Below are 16,306 nucleotides of genomic sequence, written 5' to 3'. Positions count from 1 at the left end.
TTAGATCCCAATGCCCCGCCAGCTTCCCGCGAGAGGATAGCCCATGGCCGAGCAAACCGAAGGCCTCTACGCAGCCCACGAGAAAGTCTACCCCCAGTCGGTGCACGGCTTCTTCCGCCGCATGAAGACCGCCATCCTGGTGGTGGCCTATGCGGTGTACTTCCTGCTGCCCTACGTTCGCTGGGGCGATCGGCAGGCCGTGCTCTTCGACATACCAGGCCGGCAGTTCTTCCTGTTCGGCCTGCGGGTGGCCCCCGAGGACATTATCTGGCTTTCCGGGCTGCTGTTCATCGCTGCGGTGGCCCTGTTCTTCGTCACCAGCCTGGCCGGGCGCGTGTTCTGCGGCTATTTCTGCTTCCAGACCCTGTGGTCCGATCTATTCCTGTGGATCGAGGAGAAGGTGGAAGGGGGCCGCAGCCGGCGGATCCGGCTGGACAAGCAGCCCCTCAATGCGGACAAGGCGATCAAGAAGGGCGTCAAGCACGCCCTGTGGCTCGGCGTGGCGCTGATCACGGGGATCACCTTCACCCTGTACTTCGCCGATGCCTTCCAGCTATGGTCTCAATACCTGACCTTCCAGGCCCCGGTGCCGGCGCTGTTCACCGCCGGGCTGCTCACCGCCACCACGTACACCATGGCCGGCTGGGCGCGGGAGCAGGTGTGCACCTACATGTGTCCCTACGCCCGGTTCCAGGGGGCCATGTTCGACAAGGACACCCTGATCGTCGCCTACGACCCCAATCGGGGGGAGCGCACCCAGGGGCGTCAGCCGCCCAAGCGTGGCGAGACCTACGAGGAACGTGTGGCCGCGGGCAAGGGCGACTGCATCGATTGCGGCTACTGCGTGAAGGTCTGTCCCACCGGCATCGACATCCGGGAAGGCCAGCAGTATCAGTGCATCACCTGCGGCCTGTGCATCGATGCCTGCAACACGATCATGGAAAGCCAGGGCTTTCCCAAAGGGCTAATCCGCTATACCTCGGAAAACGAGCTCGAGGGGGGCAAGACCCGCTTCCTGCGCCCAAAGATCCTGGGCTACGCGGGCGTCCTGTTGGCGGCCACAGCGGCCCTGGGCTATAGCATTGCCACCCAGTCCCTGATGGACTTGAACGTGGCCAAGGTGCGCAATCCCAACTACATTCTGGAGCCGGACGGCCGGATCAAGAACGTTTACGAGCTCCGGGTGAACAACAAGGACCAGGAGTCCCATCGGTACCAGCTCTCCATGGAGGGCTTGGCGGGGGCGGAATACGAGTTCCAGGGGGGCTTCCAGGAGCTTACCGTGGACTCGGGGGCCAACCAGACGGTGCGCGCCTACGTCTGGGTGGATCCGGAGCGACTGGAGAATCCCCGCACCCATTTCACCTTCCGCGCGGTGCGCAGCGACGACCCAGGAGACGGGGAGCCGGAGTCCAGCGAGGCCAGTGCGTTGTTCTATGCCCCCGAGCGGCTTCTCTAACAGGATCGAATGCGCCCCCTGGCCGCGGGCCCGCAGAAAGGCGTACGGCCAAGGGGGCTCACAGCGGAATGCGCGCACCAGCCTCCAGGAGTTAGGCACCCATGAGCACCAAGTCCGAGACGCAGAGCTCGGAGGCCCGAAAGACCCGACGCACACTGCGGCTGTGGATTCTGGCCGCCATCGTCTTCGCCACCACGGTGGTGGGCTACAGCGCCACCATGGTCTATCTGGCCCAGCGCGACTATCCGGGCTCGGTGGTGAACAACTACTTCGAGAACTACGAGAAGTTCAACGAGTATTCGACCGGACTGGAGGAGCAGCAGCAGCTGGGCTGGCAGGTGGCCACCAGCATCGACAGCCTGCCCATGGTGGGCAACGAGCTGGACATCGAGGTCTTCGCGCGGGACGACCAGGGCCGCACCATCCGGGATGGAGAGGTCCACGTCCATTTTGTGCGCAACGTGAATGCCCGGGTTGACCGCAAGGTTCGCCTAGGGGCTCGGGGCGACGGCAGCTATTTCGGCCGGGTGGAGCTGCCACGGCCCGGAAACTGGACGGTCTACACCACCCTCCGGGAGGACGGTGAGGAGTACACCGCGCGTAGGTTCCTATGGGTGGAGGAGGCGTTGTAGTGCCCTCTTCCGTGGAGGGATGCTTCCACTGCGGGCTGCCCGTGCCCGCGGGCGATCCCTGGCGGGGTACGGTCGCCGGGGAGGAGGCTTCCTTCTGCTGCGCTGGCTGCCGGGCCGTGGCCGAGGCCATCGACCGCGCCGGGCTGGCGGACTATTACCGCCAGCGCACCGCTTTCCCCGAGCGGCCCGAGGACGCCATCCCGGAAGAGCTGGGCGGTGCCGCGCTCCTCGACCGTGAGGAGGTGCAGCGCAGCTTCGTCCGTGACGAGGGCAAGGCGCGGGAGGCCTCGCTGATCCTGGAGGGGATCACCTGTGCGGCATGCATCTGGCTGAACGAGCGCCAGCTGCAGCAGACCCCTGGCATCCTCGATGCGCAGGTGAACTACACCACCCACAGGGCCCGGGTCCGCTGGGACCCGGAGCGCATCACCCTCTCCCAGATCCTGCAGCGCATCGCCGCCATCGGCTACACCGCCCACCCCTACGATCCCGAGCGCCAGGAGGCGGCCATCGCCCGCGAGCGCCGGGACCTCCTCAAGCGCATCGGCGTGGCGGCCATGGGCACGGTGCAGCTCATGATGATCGCGGTGGGGATCTACGCCGCCGACTTCTACCCCATCGACGAGCGCTTCCTGGAATTCTTCCGCTGGATCTCCTTCGCCCTGGCGGTGCCGGTGGTGGCCTATTCCGCCCGGCCTTTCTTCACGGGGGCCTGGTCGAGCGTGCGGCGCGGCCAGGGGAGCATGGACATCCCGGTGGCGCTGGCCCTGGGGCTGACCTTCGCCGCCTCCTCCTGGGCCACGGTCTCCGGGCGGGGGGATGTGTACTTCGAGACCATGGCCATGTTCGTCCTCTTCCTCCTTACCAGCCGCTACCTGGAGATGAACGCCCGCAAGCGGGCCGCGGAGGCCAACGAGGAGCTGTCCAAGCTGGTGCCCACCATGGCGCGGCGGCTGGCGCCGGACGGGCAAACCGAATGGGTGCCGGTGGGCGACCTGCAAAGCGGCGATCGGGTGCGGGTGGTCCCGGGAGAGACCATTCCGGTGGACGGCACCGTGGCCGAGGGCCACTCGGACGTGAACGAGTCGGCCCTCACCGGAGAGCAGACCCCCGTGCACCGCGGCCCGGGAGCGACCGTGCTCGGCGGAACCACCAACGGAGAGGGGCCGCTTACCATCCAGGTGGAGCGGGTGGGCGAGGAGACCTTCATGTCCGGGGTCCTGCGCCTGCTGGAGGACGCCCAGGCTGCCCGGCCCCGGATCGCCCGCCAGGCCGAGCGGGCCTCGCGCTGGTTCGTCTGGGGCCTGTTGGCCACTGCGACGGTGGTGGGGGCGGCCTGGTGGGCCTACGATCCGGGGCGGGCCTTCTGGATCGTGGTCGCCCTGCTCATCGTTACCTGCCCCTGCGCCCTGGCCCTGGCCACCCCCACGGCCCTGGTGGTGGCCACCGGCGAGCTGGCCAAGCGTGGCGTCTTGGCCGCCCGCGGAGAGGCCCTGGAGACCCTTAGCGAGGTCACCCGGGTGGTCTTCGACAAGACGGGCACCCTGACCCGGGGCCAGCTTCGGCTCGGCGCCTGGTCGGGCGATCCCGGGGCCCTGGAGCGAGCGGCGGCCCTTGAGCGGGCCTCCGAGCACCCCGTGGCCGCGGCCCTGGTGGGCGCGGCGGACGGCCGCGAAGAATCGGGCGAGCGGCTGGAAAACTTCCCGGGCCGGGGGGTGAGCGGATACCTGGAGGGGCGCCGGTACTGGGTGGGCGCCTACGGGTGGGTGGCCGAGCAGGCAGGTCCTGCGCCGGAGGCGCTCGCCGGGGAGGCCGCCCGCATGGACGGCCGGGGCGAGACCGTGGTGGGGCTCGCCAGCGAGGGGGGCTGGGAGGGCGTGTTCGGCATCGCCGACGAGATCCGCCCCGAGGCGCGTGCCACGGTGGCGGCACTGCGGGAGCGTGGCTGGGCGGTGAGCATGGTCACCGGCGACAGCGAGGCGGCGGCCGACAGCCTGGCGTGCCAGGCCGGGATCAAGGAGGTGCACGCCCGCCAGCGCCCCGAGGACAAGCTCGGCCTGGTGCGGGCCTGGCAGCAGAAGGGCGAGGTGGTGGCGGTGGTGGGCGATGGACTGAACGACGGCCCCGTGCTGGCCGGGGCGGACGTCTCCTTCGCCATGGGCGCCGGAGTTCAGGCGGCCCGCGCATCGGCGGACTTCATCCTGCTGTCCAACCGCCTGGAGCGCCTTTCCGAGGTGGCCCACATCGGAGAGGCGGCCCTGCGCAATATCCGGCAGAATCTCCAGCTGTCTTTCGGTTACAACGTCCTGGTGGTCCCGCTGGCGGCCCTGGGCTGGGTTGCCCCCTGGATGGCCGCCATCCTCATGCCCGCCTCGAGCCTGATGGTGGTGGGCAACGCCCTGCGCCTGCGGGGCCTGGGACGGCAGCGGGCGCGGGCCGCGGCGTCGGCTCGGGCCCCCGCCCCCATCCCCCACGCCTAAGCGACGGGAGGAACGCCATGGAGACCCTGTTCGCCTTGCTTCCCATCGTGCTGGTGCTGGTGGGGTTCGCCCTCGCGGCCCTGTTCTGGGCCATCAAGAGCGGCCAGTTCGACGACCTGGAGGGGCCCGCCTACCGCATCCTCCACGACGACGACGATCCGCGCATCCCCTTCAACCGCCAGGGGGAAAAAGAGGGGGAGAGGGCGGAAGACGGCGGGGAAGAGGGCCAGCGGGACAAGGACCGCCCGGCCGGTTCTTGAAAAACGGAGAAATTAAATATAGATTAATGTTTCAATCCAATTATCCTGACTGAATTGGTCGGTTTTACAGGAGACTGGAACGATGGATCATACCCGCATCACCCTCGGTGTGGTGGTCGCCCTTGTGGCCGTGGCGTACACCAGCTTCTTCTCCGTCGTCCTCGGCGGCTAAACGTTTCGACGCGGTAGAGACTCCTCCTTTGCGCGAAAAAGGCCTGCTCCTCGGAGCAGGCCTTTCGCTTTTCCGGGGTAGTCCCCTTCCCTAGGCGCTTCCGTACTTCTCGTAGTATTCCCGCACCCGCTCCACCTCCTCCTTGGAGCCGATGACCACCGGTACCCGCTGGTGGAGGGAGTCCGGCTGGATGTCCAGCATGCGCCGCACACCGTCGGAGCAGGCGCCGCCCGCCTGCTCGGCCAGGAAGCCCATGGGGTTGGCCTCGTAGAGCAGGCGAAGCTTGCCGGGCTGCTCGGGCTTTTTCAGGTCGCGGGGGTACAGGAACACGCCGCCGCGCATGAGGATGCGGTGGAAGTCGGCCACCATGGACCCCACCCAGCGCATGTTGAAGTTCTTGCCGCAGGGGCCGTCCTTGCCCTCCTCGCAGTCCCGCACGTACTGCTGGATGGCCGGCTCCCAGAACCGCCGGTTGCTGGCGTTGATGGCGTATTCGGCGGTTTCGTGGGGGATCTTGAGGTCCTGGTTGGCGAGGACGAACTCGCCCACGTGGGGGTCCAGGGTGAAGGCGTGCACGCCGTTGCCGGTGGAGTAGACCAGCTGGGTGCTGCCGCCGTAGACGGTGTAGCCCGCGGCCACCTGCTCGGCGCCGGCCTGGAGGAAGTCCTCCACGGTGGCGTCCACCCCGGGCCGGGGGGCCTTGAGGATGGAGAAGATGGTGCCGACGCTGATGTTGACGTCGATGTTGCTGGAGCCGTCCAAGGGATCGAAGACCAGCAGGTACTTGCCCTTGGGGTACCCGGCGGGAATGGCGTAGGGCTCGTCCATCTCCTCGGAGGCCAGGCCCGCCACGTGGCCCATGGCCTCCATGGACTGGAGGATCAGGGTGTTGGCGAGCACGTCCAGCTTCTTCTGCTCCTCGCCCTGGACGTTGGTGGCCCCGGCCTGGCCGAGCACATCCTCGATCCCGGCGCGGTTCACCGCGCTGGAGATGGCCCGGATGGCCGTGGTCAGGTCGCTCATCAGCCGGGTGAATTCCCCGGAGGCGTCGTTGTACTTGCGTTCCTCCTCCAGGAGGAAGTGGGTCAGCGTGGTGCCGATATCCATGAAGATTCCTCAGGCTTGATAGGGCTTCAAGTGCAAGATCGGGAAATGGAGGCTACAGGGTAAACCAGCCCAGGACCACCTCCGTCGGCTCCGAAGCGGGGACGAGGCGATCGGCGGTGTGCAGGCCGACCCGTACCCCGGTGGGGCCGGGCTCGAAGGAGGGCAGGAACGGCGCGCCGGGCACTCGCACCTCCACCAGCCCGCTGACGGGCGGATGCTCCCATTCCAGGGTGTGGCCTTCGGGCCCAAGGCGCAGCTCCTCCCGCTGCAGGGAATCCCGCAGCAGGCGGAGGATGGTCTCGCCGCCGGTGCGCACGGGGTCGAGCAGCTCCAGCCAGCGGTCGAAGCGATCGGCGGCATCCGGCGAGGCCGCCCAGGCCTCGGCCCCCAGCCGGATGTCGGGCTCCGTATCCGGACGCAGGGAGGCCCGGTAGGCGGCCATCCAGGGATCCTCCTCCAGGGCCTGGAAGTACCCGGGCCAGTCCCGGGGCAGGCGGTCGGCGAACCGATCGAGGCCGCTGCGAAGGCGCTCCACCTTGTCGGTGTCGGCCCCGGGGCGGGCGGCGAGGTCCCGCAGGTATTCCGTCCAGCGCCGGGTTTCCAGGATGAGCCCCGTTTCCAGGCCCTCGGGGGCGATCTCCCCCAGGTACCCGGCCAGACGCGCGGCCGCCATGTGCCGGAAGGCGGCCACCTCCCAGCGGCGGGCATCCTCCAGCGTCCGGACCACGGCCTCCAGCTCCAGGAGGCCGGCCATGGTCCCGCTCAGGGGGAATTCGTAGACGTGCTCTGCGGCGTCGCCCGGAGCCATTGCTCCACCTCCCAGATGGCATCGTTTGCGGCCTCCCCCGGGGGCTCCCCCGCGACCAGGACGACAGCCCCGCCGTCCACCAGGCGCTGCCGGCAGCCGCGCCAGAGCCGCCCGGCCTCCTCCCGGCCCAGGCCGGCGAAGGGCAGGTCCAGGAGGGCCAGGTCGGGCGCGGCGGCCAGGACCCCCGCCAGGGCCACCCGGCGGCGCTGCCCCGGAGTGAGGGATTCGGGCGCCCGGTCCCGGAACGGCCGACAACCGGCAAGGTCCAGCGCTGCCTCCGCGTCCTCCGGAGAGCGGGCGTTCAGGGCGACGTCCGCCTCGGCGCTCGGGGCGAGGAGCTGGTAGTCGGGGTTCTGGAAGAGCATGGCCACCCGATCCGGGTCGGGGGCCGAGCCGTCCAGGGCCACCCTGCCCTCCTCCGGGATCACCAGCCCCGCCGCCAGATACAGGAGCAGGGTCTTGCCGCTGCCGGTGGGCCCTTGAGCCCAGCCCACCTCGCCGGGCCCCAGGGCGAGGCGTACGCCGCCCAGCGGGCCGTGCGCGACGTCCTCCAGGGCCAGGCCGCTCACCGCCGCGGGCCCCCCCGAGCGGCCAGGCCGCGGTAGCGTTCCATGAGCTCCCGCACCTGCCGCTCGGTCTCAGCCCAGGGGCCGTTGTTGTCGATCCGGTCGTCGGCGTATCGGAGCCGCCGCTCCCGGGGCCACTGGGCGTCCATGATGGCGCGCACCTGCTCGGCCTCCCGGTCCCCGCGGGCGACGGCCCGCTGGACCTGCACCTCGGGGTCCACGTCCACCACCGCCACCCGATCCACCATCTCCTGGGCCCCGGATTCCAGCAGCAGGGCGGCGTCGTAAAGGACCACCGCCTCGGGGAATTGCTCGCCCAGGGCCTCGGCCCGCGACCGGGCCAGAGCGTTGATCCGCGGATGGAGGATGGCCTCCAGGGTGGACCGGGCCTCGTCGTCGGCGAAGACCCGATCGGCGAGCCGGGCCCGGTCCAGGGCCCCCTCCCCCGTAAGGAGGTCCCGGCCCAGGGCGGAGGTCACCTCCTCCAGGGCTTCCGAGCCGGGGAGGAGCATCTCCCGGGCCAGCCGGTCGGCATCGAGGACATGCGCCCCCAGCTCGGCGAAGACCCGGCTTACGGAGCTCTTGCCGGAGCCGATGCCGCCAGTGAGCCCAACGAGGAGCATGTCAGCGCAGGACGTAAACGGTGCGCTCCCCGTCCGGATCCGTGCGCACGATCTCTTGGGGGAGCCCCGAGGCGCGGCCATTCTGTCGGCGGACATCGCGGAACCGCCAGGTGACCCCCTCGCCATCCCGCAGCAGCACCGGGTGCTGGCCGTCGCGGTCCACCGCCAGCCGCAGGCCCGAAGCCTCCCGGGAGGCGCCGAAGAGGCGCACGGCCCCGGCGTCCTCCTCCCAGCCCAGGCCGGCGGCCTCGGGGAAGATTCCTCGCCCCAAAAGGTGGCGGTTCAGGGCGTCTGCCCCCTGAGGGCGAAGCAGCCAATCGGGCCAGTCCGCGGGACGTCCGTCCTTCCCCTCCTCCTCCGGCTGGTACGAGGCGCTCGCGACGCCGTCATCGCGGAGCCACTTCCCCAAGGCCTGGTGAACGCTCACCTCCCCGGCCTGGGCCAGCCAGGGCAGAAGGGTCAGACCGACAATCCCGACAAGGCGAAGTACCATCGGATAATCGCATCCTTCAAGAGGAACAGGATCCATCCGCCGGCGGCCAGGAAGGGCCCGAAGGGGATGGCCAAGTGCCTGTCGCCCCCGCGCAGGAGGATCAGCAGGCCACCGATTAGGCTACCCATCAGGGCCGCCAGGAACAAGGTGAGCAGCACCGCCACGGGCCCGATCCAGGCGCCGAGGGCGCCCAGCAGCTTGAGGTCGCCCCCGCCCAGGCCCTCGCGGCCGGTAGCGCGCTGGTAGGTCCAGCCGGCGAGGAACAGCAGCCCGTAGCCGAGCAGGGCGCCCAGACCGGCGGCCAGCAGGCTCGGCGGGGCCGCCGGGGCGTCGGCGGGGACGGCGGGCAAGTCCAGGAAGGCGGCGGCCAGGGCGTACAGGAGCCCCAGGGCGCCCAGGGGCAGGGTCAGCCGGTTCGGCAGCAGCTGCAGGTCCAGGTCGATGCGGGTCAGGACCAGCAGGAGCCAGGTGAGCACCAGGGCGGGACCCAGGGTCCAGACCGGCCCCACCACCCAGGCAGTCAGCGCGCCAAGGACACCCGCGGCCAGCTCGGTGAGCGGATAGGCGGCCGAGATGGGGGCCCCGCAGCCCCGGCAGCGGCCGCGCAGGATGGCGTAGCTGAGCAGGGGGATGTTCTCCCAGGCGCGCAGGCGGTGGCCGCACTGCGGGCAGGCGGAGGCGGGACGCACGATGGAGGCCTCGCGGGGCAGGCGGTGGGCCACCACGTTCAGGAAGCTCCCCACGATCAGGCCCAGCAGGCCGGTGGCGGCGACGAGAATGGCGGTTTCGGGGCTCATTCCATCCCCAGCTTCTGGATGCGGTAGCGCAGGGAGCGCAGGCTCACCCCCAGCCGGTGGGCGGCGGCGGTCTTGTTGCCTTCGGTGGCCTCCAGGGCCTGGCGGATCAGGCCGCGCTCCACCTCCGCCAGGTGGTGGTCCAGCTGGAATCCGCCGCCCAGGGGGGGCTCCGTGGCCGCGTCGGCATCCTCGCCGGGCTCCGTCTCCGTTGCGGACCGCTCGCGGCCCCCCTGGATGCTCTCGGCGGGGATGGTGTCGCCGTCGGTCAGGCTCACCGCCCGCTCCAGGACGTTCTCCAGCTCGCGGACGTTGCCGCGCAGGGGCATGGCGCGAAGCTTGTCCAGGGCGCCCGGGCTCAGGATGGGCGGCGGCGGGTCGTCCCGGCGGCGGAAGCGGCGGGCGAGCAGGGCGGTGGCGATCTCGGGGATGTCCTCCGGGTGCTCGCGCAGGGGAGGAAGATGGATCTGCAGCACGTCCAGGCGGTAGTACAGATCCTCCCGGAAGCGGCCCGCCTCCACCTCCTCCTCCAGGTCCTTGTTGGTGGCGGCGAGGATTCGCACGTCCACCGGGATCTCCCGGGTGGCCCCCAGGGGCCGGATGGCGCGCTCCTGGAGGGCGCGCAGCAGGTTGGCCTGCACGGACAGGCCAAGGTCCCCCACCTCGTCCAGGAACAGGGTACCCCCCTCGGCCTCCTGGAACAGGCCCTTCTTGTTCATGGTGGCGCCGGTGAAGGCCCCCTTGTGGTAGCCGAACAGCTCGCTCTCGATGAGGTGCTCGGGGATGGCGGCGCAGTTCACCGGCACGAAGGGATGGCGGGCGCGGAGGCTGGCCTTGTGGATGGAGCGGGCCACCAGCTCCTTGCCGGTGCCGCTCTCACCGGTGATCAGCACCGGGGCCTCGCTGCGCGCCACCCGGGCCACCCGGGCGCGCACGGACTCCATGGTGGCGCTCTGCCCCACCAGGTCCGAGTCCAGCTCCTCGGGCTCGGCCCCGACGGCCTGGGTCAGGCGCAGGCCGTGCTGGGCCAGGGCGCGCAGGCGGTTGGTGTCGATGGGCTTGGACAGGTAGTCGTAGGCCCCGGCGCGCATGGCCTCCACGGCGCTCTCCGGGGTGCCGTAGGCGGTGATCACAGCCACCGCCGGCGCCGGGCGCAGGGCAGCGCTCTCCTCCACCAGGGTCATGCCGTTGCCGTCGGGAAGGCGCAGGTCGGTGAGGATCAGGTCCGGGGCCTCCGCGGCGAGCGCCTCCCGGGCCTCGGCGAGTGTGCCGGCCTCGCGCACCTCGAAGCCGAGCGGCTCCACGGTGAGGCCGATGAGCTCCCGGATGGAGGGCTCGTCATCCACTATGAGCAGGACCGGATTCACCTGTTTCCCCCTTTGAACAGTGTCGCGGCAGGTCCACGGCGACGCAGGCTCCTCCGCCCGGCCGGTCGCCGATGGCGATTGTACCGTGATTGGCCTCCACCAGCTCCCGGATCAGCCCAAGGCCCAGCCCCGTGCCCTCGGAGGCCGTGGTGTAGAAGGGCTCGAAGACGGTCTCCCGCCGACGCTCGGGGATCCCCGGTCCGCTGTCCAGGACCTCCACGCTTACCCGGTCGGGCCCCAAGGCCCGGGCCCGGAAGCGCCCCGGACGGTCGGGCGTGGCCCCGCCGTGCCGGATGGCGTTGGTTCCCAGGTTCCAGAGGACCTGCTGCAGGTGCCCCTCGTCGGCGCATACCGTTAGCCCATCGGGGGCCTCCCACTGAAAGCAGCCCGGCTCGGCCGGGCCCTGCTCACTGGCTAGCAGGCGGGCCGCTCCCTCCAGGATCGGAGCCAGCTCCAGCTCCCGGGCCTGTCCGCTGGGCGGGCGGAGGTGGCGGAGCAGGGTCTCCACCCACTCGTCCAGTCGCCGGCTCTCCCGCTGGATGATCCCCGTCAGGCGGGAGTCGGCCCCCTGCTCCGCCAGCAGCTGTCCCGCGTGTTGGATGGAGCTTAAGGGGTTCCGGATCTCATGGGCAAGGTTGGCGGACAGCCGCCCCAGGGCGGCGAGGCGCTCGGTAAGCTCCTGGGCCCGCTGGCGTTGCCGGGCCGCGGTGAGGTCGTAGAGGCTGATCAGGGTGGTCTGCCGCCCGGGGAAGCCCAGGGGGGTGAACCGGAAGGCCAGGACATGTGCCTCCTCCTGCCCTTCCTCCGGGAGCTCGGCCCGGAGCTCGCCGGTTTCCGGGCCCTGGCCCCGACGCCATCGCCGGAAGGCCCGAAAGAGCCGGGGGCTGCGGATGTCCAGCTGCTCCAACTCGGGGGCGGGGGCCGGGGCCAGGAAGCGGTCGGCCTGCGGGTTGGCGAAGCGGATTGCGCCCTGGTCTTCCACCACCAGCAGGCCGTTGTCCACGCGGTCCAGGACCTGCTCGGCAAGGGCGGTGAGGGTGTGGACGTCCTGGGCACGGCGGTGGGCCTGCTGCTGGTGGCGCAGGAGCCGGGTGGTCAGGCCGTCGCTCAAGGCCGCCAGGGCCACCAGCAGCAAGCCCTGCAGCGCCAGGGCGCGGATGGCCGTGTCGGGCTCAGGTCCCCCCAGGAGCAGGTAGCCCGCTCCCTGGAGCAGGAAGGCCCCCGCCGCGGCGTAGTAGGACACCCCCGGTCCGAGCAGGAAGCTGGAGGAGACCACCGCCAGGGGGTAGAGGAACACCAGGGGGCCGTCGATGGGGCCGGAGAACCAGATCAGGTGAGTGGCCGCCAGGAAGTCCCCGACAACCAGGGCCGCTGCCAGACGGATCGGATGCCCACCGGTACGAAGCCCGTGGAGCACCCACAGGCCCACTACCACTTCGATGCCCAGGGCGGCAGCCAGGTCCCGGATCGTGAGCGATTCGAAGGGGGCCAGCGTGCCCCAGCGGAACGTGGCCAGGGCCAGCAGGAGCACGAGAGCGGTCCGGTAGAGGACCGACCGGCGCAGGTTGGCCAGGGAAGGAGTCCAGCCGCTGGGCATGGGTACGGGTTACTCGCCGACCACCTCGCCCATCTTAAAGATCGGCAGGTACATGGAGATCACCAGGCCGCCCAGCACCACGCCCAGGACGACCATGATCATGGGCTCGAGCAGGTCGGTGAGGCCGTCCACGGCGGCGTCCACCTCGGCCTCGTAGAAGTCGGCGATTTTGGCCAGCATGGTCTCCAGGTTGCCGGACTCCTCGCCGATGGCGATCATCTGGGTGACCATGGCGGGGAACACCCCGCTGCTCTCCAGGGGCTCCGAGAGGCGCTGGCCCTGGCTCACCGCGTCCTGGGTGGTTTCCATGGCCTCCTGGATGACCCGGTTGCCGGCGGTGCGGCTGACGGTGTCCAGGATCTCCAGCATGGGCACGCCGGCGGCGGTGAGGGTGGCGAAGGTGCGCGTCATGCGGGCTATGGAAGCCTTCAAGGCGATGTCGCCGAAGATGGGGAGCTTGAGGACCTGCTTGTCCACCTGGTAATGGAACCGCTCGGAGCGCCGGTAGGCCTCCCGGAAGGCGAAGAAAAAGGCCGCGATGCCCCCGAAGATCCAGTACCAGTTGGCCTGGAAGCTGTTGGAGAGGTCGATGACGAACTGGGTGGGGGCCGGCAGGGAGGTGCCCATGCCCGTGAAGATGTCCTCGAACTGGGGAATCACCCAGACCAGGAGCACCACGGTCACGAGGGCGGCCACCACAAGCACGGCAATGGGATAGAACATGGCCGACTTGACCTTGGCCCGGAGCGCCGCGGTCTTTTCCAGGTAGGTGGCCAGGCGGTCCAGCACCGTGTCCAGAATGCCGCCCTTCTCGCCGGCGCGGACCATGTTCACGTAGAGCTCGTCGAAGACCTGGGGGTGGGCGGCCAAAGCATCCTGCAGGGGCTGGCCGCTTGCGATGTCGTCGGCCACCTCCTCGATGACCTTGCGCATGGCGCCGTTCTCGCTGCCCTGGGCGATGAGCTTGAAGGCCTCCACCAGGGGCAGGCCGGCGTCGATCATGGTGGAGAGCTGGCGGGTCATGATCACCACGTCGTGGGTGGTGATCTTCTGCTTCTTCTGGAAGAGGGGCTGGGGCTTTTTCTTGACCCGGGCGGGAATGATGCCCTTGCGTCGGAGGGCGGCGGTGGCCGCCTCCACCGAGACCGCCTCGATCTCGCCCTTCTGGGTGTTGCCCTGGCGGTCGCGCCCCTTCCATTGGAACTCGACCTGCTTGGGCTTCTCCGCCTGCTTGCCTTCGGCCATGTACCCACTCCCCCTTAATGCGGATCAGTTGCCCAGCTGCCCTTGGAGCCAATGGAGTACCGGCTCCACCCGCGGCTCCTGGCCGGTCCAGCGGGCGTAGCTGACGGCTCCCTGCCGGACCAGCATGCCCAGCCCGTTGGCCACGGCCAGCCCCCGCCGCTCTGCCTCCCGGAGCAACGGGGTGCGGGCCGGGTTGTAGATCAGGTCGTAGACTCCCGCCTCCGGCGGCAGGGCGTCAAGGGACAAACCGGGGATGTCCTCGCCGTGAAGTCCAAGGCTGGTGGTGTTCACCAGCAGGCGCGCATTTCCCAGCGCATCTTCCAGTTCTTTGCCAGGCAGACCTACCGGGCGGCCCGGTCCCGGGGCCAGATCCGCTACCAGGGCTTCCGCCTTCTCCCGAGTGCGGTTGGCCACCACGATCTCGGGGACGCCCGCTTCGTTAAGGGCGTGTACCACGGCCCGGGCCGCCCCCCCGGCCCCGAGCACCACCACCGTGCTCCGCTCCCAGCCGCTATGCCCGAGCTGGGCCTCCAGGTCCGCCTGGAAGCCGGCGGCGTCGGTGTTGTCGCCGACCAGTCGATCCCCCTCGACGACTACGGTATTCACGGCCCCGATGGCCAAGGCAGCATCGGTGGGTTCGGACAGCAGGCGGAAGGCCCCTTCCTTGTGGGGGACGGTAAGGTTCACGCCCCGGATGCCCAGGCTCGGGAGGGCGAACAGGGCCGTCTCCAGGTGTCCGGCACGCACGTGGAAGGGGACGTAGATGGTGTCGGTCTCTGTGTCCTCTGCAAAACGTGCATGCATCTGGGGAGACAGGCTGTGGGCCACGGGGTCGCCAAACACCCCTAGAACTTGGCTGCTTCCGGTGACGGTCATTTCGCCCCGGCCTCCTCCAGGAACCGCATGACGGCCCCCTCCAGGCCCGCTCCCGCCGGGCGCACCTCCACGATCTGGTGCCCCAGCTCCCGAAGGCGGTCCAAGCTGGGCCAAAGGGCTTCCTCGGACACCTCCCCCGACCACTGGTCCGACCCCTCTTTCCAGAAACTTTCATCGGCGGGATCCTGCCTTCCCTGGGTACGGATCACGTAAGTCTGTACATACCGGCCGATTAAGCTGGCGGGTGTGGTCACCGCATGAAGTTGGCCCTGGTGCAGGATCCCGATGCGGTCGGCGAGGCGCTCCACGTCCGCGAGGATGTGGGAGCTCAATAGCACCGTCCCTCCTTCATCGCGGAAGGCCATCAGCCGTTCCACCACGCGGGTGCGCCAGATGGGATCCAGCCCGGTCAGGGGCTCGTCCACCACCAGCAGGTCGGGTCGTCCCGCCAGGGCGTGGGCGATGGCGGCCCGCTGCTGCATCCCCTTGGAGAATTTGCGCAGCGGGGTCCGGGCCACCCCCGCCAACCCCATCTCGCCGAGCAGCCGCTCGGCCTCCCCCTGGGCCTCCCCGCGAGCCATGCCCTGAATCCGGGCGGCACCGGAGACCACCTCCAGGGCGGTGAGCTGGGGGTAGAGGGCGGGATGCTCGGAGAGGAAGCCTACCCCCTGGCGCGCGCGGTGGTCCTCCACCGGACATCCGTTCAGGCGCATGGTGCCCGCCGAGGGCCGCACCAGCCCCATGAGCATCTTGATGGTGGTGCTTTTGCCGGCGCCGTTGGGGCCGATGAGGCCGAAGGCCTCGCCGGGCTCCAGGGCCAAATCCAGGCCGGAAACCGCCTGCACGGTGTGGGTTCGCCCGCGCCAGTTGCGCTCTTTGAAGACCTTGCTGATGCCCTGGGCCTGAAAGGGAACCTCCCCGCGGTCTGTCATGGTCGCTCCGTTCATTGCATTCCCTCGGGAAGGCCGGGCTCCTCGCGCAAGGGCTTGGGCGGGGTTATCACCACCTTCCCGGCATCATTCAGGGTGTAACCGTCCTTGAAGGGGTCCTCGGGGAGGGCCTGGAGCCCGCCATAACCCACCAATTCTTTCAGCGAACGGGGTCCCCGGCCCTCCTCCTTGCGGAAGGCCTCGGCCGCATCCCGCAGCTTCAGGAGCCCCTCCAGCTGGGTTTGGCGGGCACGCAGGTTGCGCCGGAGGTCCCCCTCGGGCGTGCCCTCGACCATCGCCCGCACGATGCGCAGGGCCTCCCCGGGCTCCCGCCCCAGCGCCCGCCAGCGGACCGCACTGGCGAGAAGCTTCTCGCGATTGGCCGCGGGGGCCCGCATGGCCGCGTCCCGGAGGAGGGCGCTGGCGGGGCCCGGCTCCCGCAGGAAGTAATACCGGTTGAAGGCCCGGAAGAAAAGGGGAAGCCAGTCCCAGGACCTGGCCTCGGCCGCGGCCTTCTGGATGCGCTGGTTGGCCTGCACGTACCCGTTCCAGGGCAGGATGGATTGGGCGATGTAGTACCCGTCCTCGTGGGCCGGGTTCATGCGGCTGGCGTTGGCGAGCAGCCGGGCGAAAAGGGCCTTCTCCGTGTCGCTTTCCAGCCGGTTGGCCACCACCGCCCCCCGGATCACCTGGAGGTTTGCGGCCAGGAACCGGTCGCCCCCGGCCATGGCCGTGGCCAGGGAGGGGGGGAGCACCACGGAGAGCTCCGGGTCCCACGCCTTGGGCTCTTGCGCCCCGATACGCTTCAGCAGGGGCGAGGTCCCGAGGAACACGCCCGCCCCTGCCAGCACCAGAACCAGCCCGACTAGTGAAGGCCGGGGGCGGTTCCGCCACCCCA

At 69.8% G+C, this 16,306-nt stretch carries 16 protein-coding genes; 4 read left to right on the top strand and 12 right to left on the bottom strand.

Going from position 1 to position 16,306, the window contains the following annotated elements:
* Positions 1–43: 43 nt before the first annotated feature.
* The 4 genes from ccoG (at position 44) to ccoS (ending at position 4,831) form a co-directional block, all read left to right on the top strand.
* Entirely contained in the window at positions 44–1,459 is a 1,416-nt protein-coding gene (gene ccoG / locus ACLFRB_RS01035; protein ID WP_411067135.1) for a cytochrome c oxidase accessory protein CcoG, read from the top strand.
* Positions 1,460–1,560: 101 nt separating this feature from the next.
* On the top strand, positions 1,561–2,091 hold the full coding sequence (locus ACLFRB_RS01030) for a FixH family protein (protein ID WP_411067134.1): 531 nt from the start codon (positions 1,561–1,563) through the stop codon (positions 2,089–2,091).
* A complete protein-coding gene (locus ACLFRB_RS01025) occupies positions 2,091–4,571 on the top strand; it encodes a heavy metal translocating P-type ATPase (protein WP_411067133.1) in 2,481 nt (826 codons plus the stop codon). Before ACLFRB_RS01030 ends, ACLFRB_RS01025 begins: the two co-directional genes overlap by 1 nt.
* Before the next feature lie 17 nt (positions 4,572–4,588).
* Positions 4,589–4,831, top strand: coding sequence for a cbb3-type cytochrome oxidase assembly protein CcoS (ccoS, locus tag ACLFRB_RS01020; RefSeq protein ID WP_411067132.1), 243 nt, complete (start codon positions 4,589–4,591; stop codon positions 4,829–4,831).
* A gap of 262 nt (positions 4,832–5,093) precedes the next feature.
* Here the strand turns inward: ccoS and ACLFRB_RS01015 are convergent, their stop codons facing one another.
* From ACLFRB_RS01015 to ACLFRB_RS00960, 12 genes are read right to left on the bottom strand one after another with little or no spacing between them, the layout of a single operon-like run.
* Positions 5,094–6,110: a class 1 fructose-bisphosphatase gene (locus ACLFRB_RS01015; RefSeq protein ID WP_411067131.1), complete on the bottom strand. Its 1,017-nt coding sequence runs from the start codon at positions 6,108–6,110 to the stop codon at positions 5,094–5,096.
* 52 nt (positions 6,111–6,162) lie between these two features.
* The gene (gene zapD / locus ACLFRB_RS01010; RefSeq protein ID WP_411067130.1) at positions 6,163–6,918 is read right to left on the bottom strand and encodes a cell division protein ZapD; all 756 of its coding nucleotides are present in this window, start codon (positions 6,916–6,918) and stop codon (positions 6,163–6,165) included.
* The gene (locus ACLFRB_RS01005) at positions 6,873–7,487 is read right to left on the bottom strand and encodes an ATP-binding cassette domain-containing protein (RefSeq protein WP_411067129.1); all 615 of its coding nucleotides are present in this window, start codon (positions 7,485–7,487) and stop codon (positions 6,873–6,875) included. The genes zapD and ACLFRB_RS01005 overlap by 46 nt, the downstream gene beginning before the upstream one ends.
* Positions 7,484–8,107 (bottom strand): dephospho-CoA kinase, encoded by a 624-nt coding sequence (gene coaE, locus ACLFRB_RS01000; RefSeq protein ID WP_411067128.1) that lies wholly within the window; start codon positions 8,105–8,107, stop codon positions 7,484–7,486. The genes ACLFRB_RS01005 and coaE overlap by 4 nt, the downstream gene beginning before the upstream one ends.
* Before the next feature lies 1 nt (position 8,108).
* Entirely contained in the window at positions 8,109–8,600 is a 492-nt protein-coding gene (locus tag ACLFRB_RS00995) for a hypothetical protein (protein WP_411067127.1), read from the bottom strand.
* Positions 8,567–9,397, bottom strand: coding sequence for a prepilin peptidase (locus tag ACLFRB_RS00990; RefSeq protein WP_411067126.1), 831 nt, complete (start codon positions 9,395–9,397; stop codon positions 8,567–8,569). Before ACLFRB_RS00990 ends, ACLFRB_RS00995 begins: the two co-directional genes overlap by 34 nt.
* Positions 9,394–10,761, bottom strand: a complete 1,368-nt coding sequence (locus ACLFRB_RS00985) for a sigma-54-dependent transcriptional regulator (RefSeq protein ID WP_411067125.1) — start codon at positions 10,759–10,761, stop codon at positions 9,394–9,396. The genes ACLFRB_RS00990 and ACLFRB_RS00985 overlap by 4 nt, the downstream gene beginning before the upstream one ends.
* Positions 10,733–12,358, bottom strand: coding sequence for a sensor histidine kinase (locus ACLFRB_RS00980; RefSeq protein ID WP_411067124.1), 1,626 nt, complete (start codon positions 12,356–12,358; stop codon positions 10,733–10,735). Before ACLFRB_RS00980 ends, ACLFRB_RS00985 begins: the two co-directional genes overlap by 29 nt.
* Positions 12,359–12,367: 9 nt before the next feature.
* Positions 12,368–13,603, bottom strand: a complete 1,236-nt coding sequence (locus tag ACLFRB_RS00975; RefSeq protein WP_411067123.1) for a type II secretion system F family protein — start codon at positions 13,601–13,603, stop codon at positions 12,368–12,370.
* A gap of 24 nt (positions 13,604–13,627) precedes the next feature.
* Positions 13,628–14,479, bottom strand: coding sequence for a shikimate dehydrogenase (gene aroE / locus ACLFRB_RS00970; RefSeq protein ID WP_411067122.1), 852 nt, complete (start codon positions 14,477–14,479; stop codon positions 13,628–13,630).
* On the bottom strand, positions 14,476–15,411 hold the full coding sequence (locus ACLFRB_RS00965) for an ABC transporter ATP-binding protein (protein ID WP_411067121.1): 936 nt from the start codon (positions 15,409–15,411) through the stop codon (positions 14,476–14,478). The genes aroE and ACLFRB_RS00965 overlap by 4 nt, the downstream gene beginning before the upstream one ends.
* An 11-nt stretch (positions 15,412–15,422) precedes the next feature.
* Positions 15,423–16,241 carry a hypothetical protein gene (locus tag ACLFRB_RS00960; protein WP_411067120.1) on the bottom strand — a complete coding sequence of 273 codons (819 nt, stop codon included), beginning with the start codon at positions 16,239–16,241 and terminating at the stop codon, positions 15,423–15,425.
* Between the last annotated feature and the right edge of the window lie 65 nt (positions 16,242–16,306).

It is taken from the genome of Thiohalorhabdus sp., from assembly GCF_046545655.1.
Classification (GTDB): domain Bacteria; phylum Pseudomonadota; class Gammaproteobacteria; order Thiohalorhabdales; family Thiohalorhabdaceae; genus Thiohalorhabdus.
Note: the sequence above shows the minus strand (reverse complement) of the source record. Positions and strands in the feature narration are given on the sequence as shown.